The 12584-nt window shown below is 68.0% G+C and carries 11 protein-coding genes and 1 pseudogene; 5 read left to right on the top strand and 7 right to left on the bottom strand.

Going from position 1 to position 12584, the window contains the following annotated elements:
• Positions 1-62: 62 nt before the first annotated feature.
• Together ABT367_RS15740 and ABT367_RS15735 are read right to left on the bottom strand one after the other, a co-directional pair.
• Positions 63-959 (bottom strand): NAD-dependent protein deacetylase, encoded by an 897-nt coding sequence (locus ABT367_RS15740; RefSeq protein ID WP_352253575.1) that lies wholly within the window; start codon positions 957-959, stop codon positions 63-65.
• Between the two features lie 52 nt (positions 960-1011).
• Positions 1012-1329, bottom strand: coding sequence for a hypothetical protein (locus ABT367_RS15735; RefSeq protein WP_352253573.1), 318 nt, complete (start codon positions 1327-1329; stop codon positions 1012-1014).
• A 286-nt stretch (positions 1330-1615) separates the two neighbouring features.
• On the opposite strand from ABT367_RS15735, the gene ABT367_RS15730 reads away from it, so the two are divergent.
• Positions 1616-2734 (top strand): hypothetical protein, encoded by a 1119-nt coding sequence (locus tag ABT367_RS15730; RefSeq protein ID WP_352253642.1) that lies wholly within the window; start codon positions 1616-1618, stop codon positions 2732-2734.
• A 188-nt stretch (positions 2735-2922) separates the two neighbouring features.
• Here ABT367_RS15730 and ABT367_RS15725 read toward each other — a convergent pair whose 3' ends face one another.
• Positions 2923-3387 (bottom strand): GNAT family N-acetyltransferase, encoded by a 465-nt coding sequence (locus ABT367_RS15725; RefSeq protein WP_352253571.1) that lies wholly within the window; start codon positions 3385-3387, stop codon positions 2923-2925.
• 183 nt (positions 3388-3570) lie between these two features.
• Here ABT367_RS15725 and ABT367_RS15720 point away from each other — a divergent pair, with 183 nt between their 5' ends.
• Complete coding sequence (locus ABT367_RS15720) at positions 3571-4476, top strand: S41 family peptidase (protein WP_352253569.1); 906 nt, start codon at positions 3571-3573, stop codon at positions 4474-4476.
• 127 nt (positions 4477-4603) lie between these two features.
• Here ABT367_RS15720 and ABT367_RS15715 read toward each other — a convergent pair whose 3' ends face one another.
• The gene (locus tag ABT367_RS15715; RefSeq protein ID WP_352253567.1) at positions 4604-5284 is read right to left on the bottom strand and encodes a TetR/AcrR family transcriptional regulator; all 681 of its coding nucleotides are present in this window, start codon (positions 5282-5284) and stop codon (positions 4604-4606) included.
• Between the two features lie 73 nt (positions 5285-5357).
• On the opposite strand from ABT367_RS15715, the gene ABT367_RS15710 reads away from it, so the two are divergent.
• From ABT367_RS15710 to ABT367_RS15700, 3 genes are all read left to right on the top strand, one after another.
• Positions 5358-6419 carry an oxygenase MpaB family protein gene (locus tag ABT367_RS15710; protein ID WP_352253565.1) on the top strand — a complete coding sequence of 354 codons (1062 nt, stop codon included), beginning with the start codon at positions 5358-5360 and terminating at the stop codon, positions 6417-6419.
• 196 nt (positions 6420-6615) lie between these two features.
• Positions 6616-7845, top strand: a complete 1230-nt coding sequence (locus ABT367_RS15705; protein ID WP_352253563.1) for a hypothetical protein — start codon at positions 6616-6618, stop codon at positions 7843-7845.
• Complete coding sequence (locus tag ABT367_RS15700) at positions 7829-8599, top strand: alpha-ketoglutarate-dependent dioxygenase AlkB (protein WP_352253561.1); 771 nt, start codon at positions 7829-7831, stop codon at positions 8597-8599. The genes ABT367_RS15705 and ABT367_RS15700 overlap by 17 nt, the downstream gene beginning before the upstream one ends.
• 76 nt (positions 8600-8675) lie before the next feature.
• Here ABT367_RS15700 and ABT367_RS15695 read toward each other — a convergent pair whose 3' ends face one another.
• The 3 genes and pseudogenes from ABT367_RS15695 to ABT367_RS41450 form a co-directional block, all read right to left on the bottom strand.
• On the bottom strand, positions 8676-9677 hold the full coding sequence (locus ABT367_RS15695) for a phosphotransferase family protein (RefSeq protein WP_434975474.1): 1002 nt from the start codon (positions 9675-9677) through the stop codon (positions 8676-8678).
• 8 nt (positions 9678-9685) lie between these two features.
• On the bottom strand, positions 9686-10105 hold the full coding sequence (locus ABT367_RS15690; protein ID WP_352253557.1) for a hypothetical protein: 420 nt from the start codon (positions 10103-10105) through the stop codon (positions 9686-9688).
• Positions 10106-10308: 203 nt separating this feature from the next.
• Positions 10309-12579: pseudogene (locus ABT367_RS41450) on the bottom strand (aminotransferase class I/II-fold pyridoxal phosphate-dependent enzyme); the annotation flags it as partial.
• Positions 12580-12584 lie beyond the last annotated feature (5 nt).

The raw sequence follows: 12584 nt of genomic DNA, 5'->3' as shown, positions 1-12584 counted from the left end.
CACCGTCGGGCTCACTGGGCGGACACGGTCACTGAACAACGCCCGCGTCGTGCCCTGCCCACTCAGGACCGTGCGACCCGTTGCACCACCTGGGACAGCGTTTCTCCCAGGGGTAGTTCGATCCGGGCGGTGGCCCATCGGTCACCGCGGGTCGGCCCCTGATTGACGATCAGGACTGGGATGCCGGCGTCCGCCGCCTGGCGCACGAAGCGCAGGCCGGACATGACGGTCAGGGATGAGCCGAGTACCAGCAGTGTGTCGGCGGTGTCGACCAGGTGCCGGCACCGGGCCACGCGCTCGGGTGGGACGTTCTCTCCGAAGAAGACCACGTCGGGTTTGAGCATGCCGGTACCGCAGGCCGTGCACGGCACCACGCGGAATTCCCGCACTGCCTCTTCGGGTAGTTCCACGTCTCCGTCGGGGTTGACCCGCGCGGCCCGATGCCGTTCGGCGACGCGCTCGAATCCGGGGTTGGCTTCGCGCAGCCTCCGGTCGAGCGCGGCCCGGGTGTCCTCGCGGCCGCAGTCGAGGCACACCACGCGGCTGAGGCTTCCGTGCAGCTCGATCACGTGTTGCGCCCCGGCGGCCTGCTGCAGTCCGTCGACGTTCTGTGTGATGACGCCGACGACCAGGCCGGCCCGGGTCAGGGCGGTGACCGCGCGGTGTCCGGCGTTCGGGTGCGCACGCGTCATGGCTCGCCAGCCGAGCTGGCTGCGGGCCCAGTATCGCTGCCGGGCCGATTCGTCGGCGACGAACTCCTGGTACGTCATCGGAGTGTGCCGCCGCAGGGAGCCGTGCTCCCCGCGGTAGTCCGGGATGCCGGACTCGGTCGACAGGCCGGCGCCGCTCAGCACCACGACGCCGCCCGCCCGTACGGCGTCGACGACGGCCGTCGGATCGGTCGTCGCCGCGGGCAGGTCACCGGAGGGTTCCCAGCTCAGCGTGGGTCTGATCCGCATGCCTGCCAGCGTACGCATCCCGCAGAGCCGGGGCCGGGTCAGTCCGGGGGCGTCAGGCGGGATTGTCGATGCCGGTCACGGACGCCGGCCCCAGCGCGGCGTCCCGTTCTTCGAAGCCCGCCGCGCGCAGGGCCTGCGTGGCAAGTTCGCCGGCCGCGCTGCGGGCCTCGTCGCCGGCGTCGGCGGTGACTTCCACGCGCATGCTGAACGTGTCGTCGTCGTTCACGGTGAGCAGCCCCAGGTCCTCCTCACGGCCCAGCTCCGTGTCCTGCGGGTCGGCGCCGCGCAGATGCCGTGCGATCCGGGCTTGGGCTCCGGCGTCCGCCGGGCGCAGAAATGTGCCGGGGATGGTGATGACGTAGGTGGTCATGTGAGGGCTCCTGTCTGTGCCGGATCCGCGGTACGGATATGTGCCGGATCCGCGGTACGGACGTGTCGGTTCGCTTTCCCCAGGTGGGCACGCTGACTCCGGTCAGGTGATCCCGATGCTTCGCTCGGCGCACGCCCCGCAGCTGCACTGGATCCAGTGCAACCCTCTGGTTCGTGGGCGCTGAGGTCCGACAAGTCGTGCGGCTGTCTGCCCACAGCGGCCGGAAAATGCGTTGGCCGACCGTCGGCATGCTGGGAGCATGCCTCTGATTCCCAGCGGAGGTCATTTGTTCGTTTTCGAGTGCGCGGGGTGCGGCGGAGAGTTGACTGCCCCACTCACCCAGGTCGCCTTGCCGGTTCACGCCCACCAGTCGTTCGGGAGCGGGCTCCAGCTTCCGGTGCTCATGGAGCCGGGCACGTTCGCCGTGGACCCGGAGCCCTCGGGACCACCGTGGCGACCGTGGGAGGAGATCGATCCGGATGAGGCGGCGGACCGTGGCATCTACGCGCCGGTCGACGGCCTGTCCGACGGCGCACCCGGTGCGATCGTCATCGCCCCCGGCGATGCGCGCGGCACCCAACTGATCCCGGAGAAACGGGGCGGCACCTGCTGCGGCATGGACGGGGCCGACGGCCCCAACATGACGTGTGAGGCGTGTGGGCTGCCCGTGGCGAGCCGGATCGACGACTGCTCGCTGTGGCAGGCGGTGTGGCTCGCCCCGAGAGCTGTGCGCCGTCGCCCGGTCGACGGAGGCGACGCCGTACCGCTGTCCTGGGCAGAGCTGGTGGCCGAAGGCAGGAGCACTCCTCCGTTCGAGCCGATAGTCAACACGTGGAGTCGTTCGTGGCTGAGGTCGGACGACACCTGGTCGTGGAACCCACAGTGGGAGGCCGCGGCGGGCCGAGCGCTCGCCCACCTGCGGGTGGCCTCCCAAGGCAGGCCGGTGACCGTCCAGGAGGGCCTGGTCGCGGAGGTGTTCCAACGCGCCCTGGACGCCCTGCTCCCCGTGGGTCCACCGATGCGGCGTGCCGCCCTGGCCGGACCGGGGCAGCCCTCCCCCGAAGCGGACGCGGACATTCTGCTCGTGCCGACCCATCCTCAGACGGGGAAGACCTGGATTCCGTCCGGCCCGGCCGCCTCCGCGTACCGGGTGCCGCTGCCGTTCGGGGTGTGGTTGTGGCTGGTCTTCCCCGAGCCGGACCTGCCTGTACCCGCGTCGGGCGGCCTGCCTGACTGCGTCCTCCGCGACGACCTGCCCACGCCGCGTCCGGATCGCCTGTTCCAGGCCGACTCGGCAGCGTTCCGGCACACCCTGACCCGGCTACCGGCTGTGCGTAGCCCATGGTTGAGCGAGATCCTCAAGAACCTCAGGCAGCACATGCGCGCCGGCCTCTTCGGCTGGTGACGGAGATGCCCGTCGTGTCGCGGCGCAAGGCACGTCACCAGCTGGTCCAGGGCGGGCCAATCGCTTCGATCTCGAGATTCCCGAGCAGCGCCTCGACAAGCGGGAGGGGGTCGCAGACCTTGGTGCCCCCAGGGGTCGTGGTCGGTGCAGACTGCCCAGGAGCGGTCGGCTGCACGTCGGCTCGCGCTTCAGGAGACGAGCCGACGATAAATCTGCCGTGACCCGCCTTCCGGTCCCGGATCTGCCGTCTCAGCCGGCGTGAAGCCCAGCGACTCGTAGAAGACGCGAGCACCGCTGGAAACGGCGCCCGGGTGGTCGGCTCCGAAGGTGACCACCTCGATGGTGCCCGGCCCACGCACGAACCTGCGCGACGCCTCATCCATCAGCGCGCGACCGACGCCGGTGCCGCGGCCCCCTTCCGAAACCACCAACCAATCCACGTGAAAGACAGGCGCCTCCGCGCCGAACAACAACCCGCCGAGGACGCCTGAATCTGCAGAGATGGCGACGAGTGCCGTCGACCGACGAATGTGATCTTTGACGGCTTCATGGAAGCCAGGTTCCGCGACCATCGGGCCGAACCAGTGCTCGACCTGGGCGGCCAAGGCAAGGAAGCTCGGGAAGTCACGCTCCTGCGCGGGTCTGACGATCACCCAAGCAGTCTGACAGACAAGGCCAAAGGCCCGGACCAAGTCAGGGTCGCTGGGGAATCAGCTGATCCCGAGGCGGCCGGGTTGGTTGCTCACGGGTGCGGCGGTCAGCTGAGGCCGGTGTCCGTGTGGCGGAACGGGGCGGTCCTCTGCATTTTCCGGGCGGGCGGTGATCTACTTCCCGGCATGACGACTTCGACGAAGCTCGTGCCGGCGCCGGTCATCGACGAGACGGTCCGGCTGCTGACCGAGCACTATATCTTCCCCGACATAGCGCAGCAGTTGGCCGGTCTGCTGCAGCGGCGCCTGGCCGAGGGCGCCTACGACGTCGACGACGCCGAGAAGCTTGCCCAACTGGTCACCGCGGACTTGCAGTCGGTCAACGGCGACCGGCATCTGAGCCTGAAACACCACGCCAATCAGGTGCCAGCCAAGAAGGGCGCGGCCAACATGGAGGCCATGCGTCGCGACTTCGACGCCTCGCTGGGTGGTGTGCCGCGGGTGCAGTCGCTCGAGCAGAAGCTTGCGGTGCTGGAACTGGCGCCGATGCTGTTTCCGTTGGAGTGGGCTGCCGAACCGCTGACGGCGGCACTGACCCTGGTCTCCCGCGCACAGGTGCTGATCGTGGACCTTCGTGCGAACCTGGGCGGCGATCCGGACAGCGTCGCGTTCGTCTGCAGTCACCTGCTGGATGAGCGCACTCACCTCAACACCATGCACTGGCACGGCGACACCCGCATCGAACAGACGTGGAGCCAGCCGCACGTGCCCGGCGCCCGCTACGGCGGCAGCAAACCGCTGTATGTCCTGACCAGCAGCCGTACGTTCTCCGCCGCCGAGGAACTTGCCTACAACCTGCAGCAACTCGGCCGCGCCACCATCGTCGGCGAACCGACCCGCGGCGGCGCCCACCCCCGCGACGGCTGGACCGTGCATCCGCACCTGGAAGCCAGCATCCCGGTCGGCCGTGCCGTCAACCCGATCTCCGGCACGAACTGGGAGGGCACCGGCGTCCAACCCGATGTTCCCTGCCCCGCCGCCGAGGCGTACGACCGTGCGCACGCGCTGGCCCTCACGCAACGCACCTCCTAACCCACGGGCAACAGACGGGTTTTCGTCGCCGGCGCCGCGTTCGGGCGGCAACGCCGTGGGATGCCGGCGGCGGGCGGTTTCCGGGCTGCCTCATGCCTGACAGGTCACGTGGTCGGTGACGGCGCCTTCACCGTGCCTGCGGCAGAAGCGCGGCGATGACCATCTGCACCTGGTCGATCAGGTGCGCGGGCTCGAACCTGCCGGGGTCGGTCAGCGCGAGGACGCCGAAGTGTTCCGCGCAGGCGACGAGCGCGTGGGCGAGTACGCGCGCATCCAGCTGTGGTGCGGAGTTGGGGTCGCTGTGTGTCGTGAGGGTGCGGGAGATCCACGCTTCGACGCGCAGCCTGAACCGCTCCCGGTCCGCCTCGATGCGGTCGCGGACCGCCGCGGGCATGTTGCCCGGGGGCAGCAGGATGAGCCGCCAGGTGTCCGGGTCGTCGCGCACCATCGCCGACATTCCGCGCACGGTCTCGGCCACGAACACGCCCGGATCCTGCTGACCGTACGGGTCGGGGATCGACTGGAGCAGCCTGTCGAAGGCGCGCACCTGCTGGCGGTCGAGCAGGGCGTGCAGCAGGGTGTCGAGGTTGTCGTACGCGCCGTAGACGACCGACCGGGCCACTCCGGCTCGCGTCGCGATGGCGTCGATGGAGATCCGGTCGTAGCCGTCGTTCACGATCACGAAGAGGGCGGCGTCGAGCAGTTGCTCCCTGCGCTGGGCGAGCGGGAGGCGCGGCGCGTATGGCCGGCGCTTGCGAGGCCGCTCGGAGGAAGAAGAGGACGTCGACACCTTGGCAGCGTACGACATGCGTGTCTTAATTTACGACACCGGCGTCGTAATTGAAGGCGGCGTAGCCCGCACACTCACAAGGAGCGCCTGCATGGCGAAGTTGAAGCGCGACACGGTCGAACCGCACGAGGATTACGGGTTCTTCGGCCCGGGCTCGGTGGTGTGGAAGGTCTGGAGCTACCCCACTGCCCCGACCGTGGGCTTCCAGCGGTCCGTGGTGGTGGAGGAGCTCGATCCGCCGCTGGTCGCCGCGGTCCACGCGACACAAGGGATCTATCAACGCTCGCGCACCCGGTACGACCGGACCCTCAAGTACTTCGCGATGGTGGCCTTCGCCGGGTCACGGCAGGTGTGCAAGGCCGCTGACATCCTGGTCAAAGTGCACTCGAAGGCGATCGGCCAACTGCCCTACGGCGGCGGGACCTACGACGCCAACGACCCTGCTTCACAGTTGTGGATCCAGCTCACCGGCTGGCACTCGATCCTCTATGCGTACGAGAAGTACGGGCCGGGGAAACTGACCGCGCAGGAGGAGAAGGAGTACTGGGAAGCCTGCGCCGTCGCAGCGGAGCTGCAGACCTGCTCCCCTGACGACATCCCGCGCAGCCGCGAGGGCGTGCGGGAGTACTTCGAGCGGATGCGCCCCCAGCTGTCCGCCAGCCCGATCGCCCGACAGGCGATGCACCATCTGCTCAGGACCGAACTCGTACTGCCGCCGGTCCCCCGTTGGGCCAGGCCGGCCAGCATGGTGGTGGCCAAGGCGCAGCGCATCGCCACCATCGCCACGATGCCGCGCTGGATGCGCGAGATGGCCGGGATCCGCCAGTCGCGGCTTCTGGACGTGCTCATCGTTCCCGTCATGAAGACGGCCTTCGCCCTCGCCCACCTCCATCCGCGGGTAGAACTGGGCCTGTTGGGGATGATCTCGCCCTCCACCGTCGCGGTCGTCGCGCCCATCAAGCTCCACATACCTCCCCGCAACAAGGAAGTGCTCACCCCTGCTGAAGCCCGTGCCCGCCATGGCTACGTCAAGCCTGCCGAAGCCCACCACGAATTCCGGGCCCGGCAAGCGGCCCGTGTTTTCGGTGAAGGGCAAGTACCCAGCGAACAGGGCCTGATCGAATCCCAGGAGATCCTGGGACCGCTCGCCTGACCAGGGTGGAGGCGCTGCGCGGGAGCGCGCGGTCGCGCACCGAAGATTCCGTTGCCCGCCGTCGCGCCCCCGTGAGAGCATCGAGTTCTCCGGTCCGTCCCTTTCGTTTGCGCTTCGGGTGCGAAGGAATGAGTGCGGGCCTTTGCCATGTCCACCCTCGCGAGCAGCCCAACTCGGTGAACGGCAGGTCCGTTTGATGTACGCAGCAGAGCCGGCGGAAGCCTGCATCGATGACGCCGGCAACCTCTTGGTCGCACCGTCGGCGTTGCAGGACCATGACGTGGTGAGGGACTTCTTCGGGTCGGTCATCACACCGGATCATCTTGCCTCCGGTTCGGTCGACATCGCGGAGAAGACCGTCTACCTGTGTGGTGACATATCCGGGTTCAACAGCCCTCAACTGCGCGCGGCCGCACGGGTATTCGTCGTCCGGGAGCTGTCGCAGGGATACCGCGAGGCCAGCGACTCGTCGTGGACTCCCGTCGGTCTCGGCCGGGTCCCCCTCGGCGTACACGGCGTCGGCGTGCACTACCGCCGCTACTTCGACCTCGACGGCGACCATTTCGCACGGATCCGTACGGAGCATGCGTTCCAGTCCCTGACGGAGTCCACCAAGCCTGGAACCGCCCATCGCAGCGGCATCTACCTGACGCCCGTCACGCAGGACGGCGACGAGCTGCATTTCCGGCTGCTGCGCTGTTCCACAAATCTCTCGGGGCCGACCGAGACCTTTCGCCCGACCGACACGCAGATCGTCGAAGCGCTGAACCGCGAGGCCGCTGCCGTCTTCCGGAACCACGCACCGCTGAATCACGTGCTCGCGCAGATCTACCACAACACCCTTGCCACGACCGAGCGAAAGCAGGCCAAGGCGAAGATCTCGGCCCATGCCGACAAGACAAAGGACATGCCCGCCAATGGGATCATGGCCTTCTGCACCTTCTACGACCGGCTCGACCAGCTGCGGCCGCTGACCGAAGACGTCTTCGACTACGGCGTGAAGGATGCCAGCGCACTGACCAGACTGCGCTTCCGCCTCAAGGAGACGGCCGCGAACCGCCACGAGACCGCGCCGCCCCAGCAGTTCTCCGTCACTCTGTATCCGGGCTCCGTGTTCATGATGCCTCTGTCCACCAACCGCCTGTACACGCACGAGACCCGGCCGTCAGCATTGAACGCCGAACTGCTTCCGACCCGGCTCGGTTACGTGGTGCGCTGCTCGAACACCGAAGCCGTTCACAAGGACGGCAGCACGCTCCTGAAAATGGCGGGAGGTCTGCGGCAACTCGAGCCACCCACGCCTGCGGGCACGGACGAGCTGCGCCGGTTGTACGCCGAGGAGAACCGGACGTCATCCCGTATTCACTACGGCGACGATTTCCTCTTCAGCATGAACTCGGGAGACTACCTTGCACCTCGCATCTAGGATTCCGCACGAGTTCATCTCGATCGCTTTGCCGACAGAGGACAACCCCTTCACGGAACTGTCCGCATCAGTCTGCTGGGAAGATCTCGGCAAGGGTCGGCAAGGCGCCACAGTCACCGACATCGATGACACCGACGGCGTGCCTCTCGTCCGTACCACCACTCGTTACAGCAGCCCCATGCAGCGCTTCCGGAAGATGCACCAGCGGCTGGCGCGCGAGATTCAGGAACGCGCGGCGCTCCCGGTCGGCTTCAACAATGCGCTCGTCGAGAAGTACACGAACGCATACAGAACCATGGGCGGCCATTCCGACCTGGCCCTCGACCTGGCCGACGAGTCGTTCATCGCCGTCTTCTCCTGCTACCGGCATCCCGACGCGGGCCCGCCCAGAAAGCTGATGGTCGAATCGAAAGAGTCCGCTGACGATCGGTTCGAAATCTCTCTCACGCACAACAGCGTCGTCGTGTTCTCCGTCGCGGCGAACCGCCGGTTCAAACACAGGATCGTGCTCGAGGCGTCTGACCCGACGGCTGACAACGTATGGCTGGGCGTGACCTTTCGTACGTCGAAGACCTTGCTGCGTTTCCGCGACGGAGATGCGTACCTCCCGCGGGGCGAGCGCCTCACGTTGGCCGACGAGGAGCACAGGCGCGAGTTCTACCGCCTGCGGCGCCGCGAGAACAACGAAACGGACTTCGTCTACCCCCAACTGACCTGCACCGTCAGCGAGAGCGACCTCATGCCACCCGTCTGACCTCTCACCGCAGTCGGGCGCCCGAGCGCGTACCTGTGTCGTGCGTTTCTGGCGGGTGTCATGCGGTGCTGTGCGGTCACGGTCCGCTCCCCGCAGCCATCTCGACCGCTCGCAGCGCCTTGGTCAGGCCCCGGCCTGCGTGCCGCCAGGTCCAGGCCTGTTGCTCACGCGAGTAGCCGCGTGGAACCGACTCGACCAGCATGATCAGGTAGAGGTAGCAGCGGTACAGGTTGAGGCGCAGTCGCGTGGAGTCGGTGAATTCTGCCTGCCCGCCGGCCTCGGCGTAACCGGTGAGGAAGGCCTCGTCGCGCTCGATGTCGTCGAACAGGGAGAGCGAGACGAACTCGGCGACCGGGTCGCCCCAGAACATGCGCTCCCCATCGATGACGCCACTGACGGAGCGGACGCCTGGCTCTCCGTCGAGCAGCAGATTCCCCTTCCACAGGTCGAAGTGCACAAGTGCGGGCCGCGTGACCTCGTCCAGGACGCCGGCCGCCGAGGCGAACACCTTGCGCACGTCCGCCACGGTCCGCGGAGGGCGTACGTCATGGCGCTCCGCGTCGTCGAGGACCGCGCGCATCATGTCGGTGAAGGCCTCGCGCCAGGTCGTGGCGAGCGGCCCGAACGGCAGAGCCGGGTAGCCGAACCCGTCCCCGGCCACGGTATGCAGTCGGGCGACGATGCCGCCCAACTCCCGGCGCAGCCGGCTTTGTTCGGCCGACGCCAGTTGGGCGTCGACCTGATGCCAGGGGCTGCCGGGGCACTCCGTCATCACGAGGCATGACACCGTCGGCGGGTCTCCATCGAGTGCCGCGTGCACCATGCGCGGAACCGGGACCTGGGACAAGTCGGCGGCAGCGCGGTAGTAGACGGTCTCGCCCCGCAGCAGGTCGTGCTCGTACGCGAGCCCGCACGCGCCGCCGCCCGACGGAGGGCGCTTCACGATCCAGCGTTGCCCGTCCCGCAACACCACCCGCAGCAGGTCGTTGTACGTACCTCCTGCCAGGGGCGTGTACTCCACGATGTCGCTCACGGCGACGGAGAGGGCGGCGAGTGTGTCTGCCACCGACGTGTCCATGGCCCGATTCACACATGCTCCTTTTCGGTGAGGGCAGGCTGCACATCGCGTCGTGCCGAGCGGTGGATTCGTTCCATGGCGGCGATCCGCGGCCGGGCCCCGATCAGGTCGGCGCCCCAGTGTGGACCGGACCCGTCCATGAGCGCGATCACGCGGGCGAGTTGCTGCGGGTAGTACGCCACGGCAGGCGTACGCATGACTTCCGTAACGCCGGCCGATGTACGGACGGTGATATGCAGGGGCACCGGCCGGGCGGCAGGCAGCAGCACCCCACGAACGCGTACGCGCGCCTCGGTGAAGTCAAAAGCGTGCTCGGCCACGTGACGGGCGCCGAAGGCCCAGTACAGCGTCGCCGCGTCGGCCTCGGGCAGGGAGACCTCCGCCTCGAAGACATGGTCGACGCTGTTAGACCCCTTGCACTGGGCCACCCCCGTGCCACCGGACGACGGCAGGCCGACGGTCTCCTGCAGACACTGGAGCCGATAGCTCGCCGCGTCGTGGAAGATGCCACCACCCAGAGCTTGGCCACTGTTGTCGAAGTCCAGCAGGGTGCCCGCCGACCCACGTAATCGTCTTGCTGACGTTGCCGTTGCACAGGCCTGTCCGGGCGAGGGCAGCCGACACCTCTTCCTCACGCGCCTCTCGTTGAAGTCTGCCAGTCGCTAAGTCGTCCGATGAGCCAGACGAACGGCTGTGTCTGGCCAGCGAGCTCGCAGGTGCCCGCGACCACGCTCTCAAGCAGGCGTCCCACGTTCCGTGAGCACAGTGCGGCCGTTGCCTGATCGTCGACCAGGCGAAGCGAACAGGCAGGCGTCGCGGCGGTGATGTCGTGTACCCGGGCGACCCCATGTTCGTCGATCCGGATGACAAGCTCCTCTCCCCCACTCGGCATTCCGATCGTGACCAGGAGATTCGGCGCCGGTGCGGGAAGCTCGGCCAAGACGGATTCCAGATAAGTTGTGAACGCCTCGGCCCAGTGCGCTACATCGAGCCGAGTGGACTCCTCCTCCCTTACCTCTCGCAGGTCCGCATCTTCATGTGCCGTGGCAACTGTCGCGGCTTCGGTCTCGGCGTCGATCAGGGCCTGCAGCGTCTCGTCGACGTCCGCTCGGGTATGGGAGGCCGAGCAGATGAATCTCAGTCGGCCTCGCCCGCGCTCGACAATGGGGTAGGTCACGGCGGCGGCATGGACGCCCCGCCGGAACAGCCCGCGGGCTATCGCGTGCAGCTTCTCCCCGTCGGAGAAGAAGGGGGTGATGATGAGCCCGTCCCCGGTGCCGAGTTCGTAGCCGGCGTCTGAGAAGCGCTTCCGCATGTAGTGCGCGGTATCCCACAGTCTGGCCCGCATCGCGTCCCCCGCAGCGACTTTGCGCAGGGCAGCAAGAGCCGCTGCCACATCGGCAGGTGTGATGTTCGCCTGGAAGACGTACGACCTCGCCGACGCCCTGAGCAATGCAATGTGCTGCTCCCGGGCGGCAACCACACCGCCGATACTACCGAGGGCCTTGCTCAGGGTCGTGAGGACGAAGTCAACCTGCTCGGTGACGCCTTCCGCAGCGCACAGTCCCGCACCTCGTACTCCGTAAAGCCCGAACGAGTGGGCCTCGTCCACGAGGACGAGCGCCCCGAATGACTTCGCGGCGGCCACGATGTCGCGCAGCGGCGCTGCCCCCTCCCCCATGCTGTAGACACTCTCGAGCACCACCAGCGTCGTGCGGTAGGGAGAGGTCTCCGCTTTGAGGACCGCCCGCAGGTCGGCCGTGTCGTTGTGCCGGAAGGTCCGCACCTTCGCACCGCTCAGGCGGGCTCCGTCCACCAAGGAGGCGTGGCAGAGCTGGTCCATGACCACAACGTCCTGATCACCCACGATTCCGGCGATGGTTCCAAGACTCGCGGTGAACCCGGTGGGGAACAGGCAGGCAGCCGGCTTGCCCACCATGGCGGCGAATTCCTGCTCGAAGTCCGTGTGGAGGCCGGTCTGCCCCGAGCCCGCCGCTGATATCCCCATTCCGGTGCCGAAACGGCCCAGCGCATCGCGTGCCTCCTCGATGACCTCCACGTCACGGTTGAGTCCGAGGTAGAGGTTGGTGGTCCAGATGAGCGCCTCATGCTCCTCGCCGGTACCAAGGTCGGCGACGACTCCCCGCTCAGCGCTTCCGGTGCGGACGACCTTTCCGTACGGGTCCAGTCCCGAGCGCGCCAGGAGGCTCCGGAAGTGCTGTACGAGTGCGCCGCGGTCGGTCGCAGACCAGGCCGGCGCCTTAGCAGCGAAGGCCGGCGGGTGCCCGGACCGGACCTGTTCCTGGAACACATCGAGCCGATCCGCGGCCCCGACGCCCTGCGGGCGCGCACGCACCTCGCCGCCGGCAGCACGGCCCAGCGCTACCAGCAGCCCTTCGACGGCCTCCTTGGGAGTCATCTGCTCCACCAGGGTGGATGAAGGAAGGTTGGTGGCCAGTCCCAGCGACAGGCGCGCCGTGAGCTCCGCGATGTCCAGTGAATCGAACCCCAGCGCGGCCAGGGGCTTGTCCGGCCGGACCGCATCGGGGCCGGGGGCGCCGAGGAGCAGCGCCGCCTCCTCTTTCACCATGGCGAGCAGTACCGAGCGCTGCTGATCGTGCGTCGGGGGCAGCTCGGCGGGACCTGTCCGCGAGGCGGCCAGGGCGTCGCCGCCCGCCTTCCCGTCGGGAGCCGCCTCTTGGCCATGGTGCGCGGGTGCGGGGAGCCCGAGCCGGTCGACCTTGCCGTTGGGGAGTTTCGGCAGCCTGGCCAGCAGCATGATGTGGTGCGGGATCATGTACTTCGGCAGGCGGTCGGCCAGCTGGGAGCGCACAGTGGTTGCAGTCACCGATTCCTGTCGGCTCACCGCGTACGCTGTCAGGAGGTTCTTGCCTTCGCCTGTGGTGG

This window comes from Streptomyces mesophilus (genome assembly GCF_040300965.1).
Taxonomy (GTDB): domain Bacteria; phylum Actinomycetota; class Actinomycetes; order Streptomycetales; family Streptomycetaceae; genus Streptomyces; species Streptomyces mesophilus_A.
Note: the sequence above shows the minus strand (reverse complement) of the source record. Positions and strands in the feature narration are given on the sequence as shown.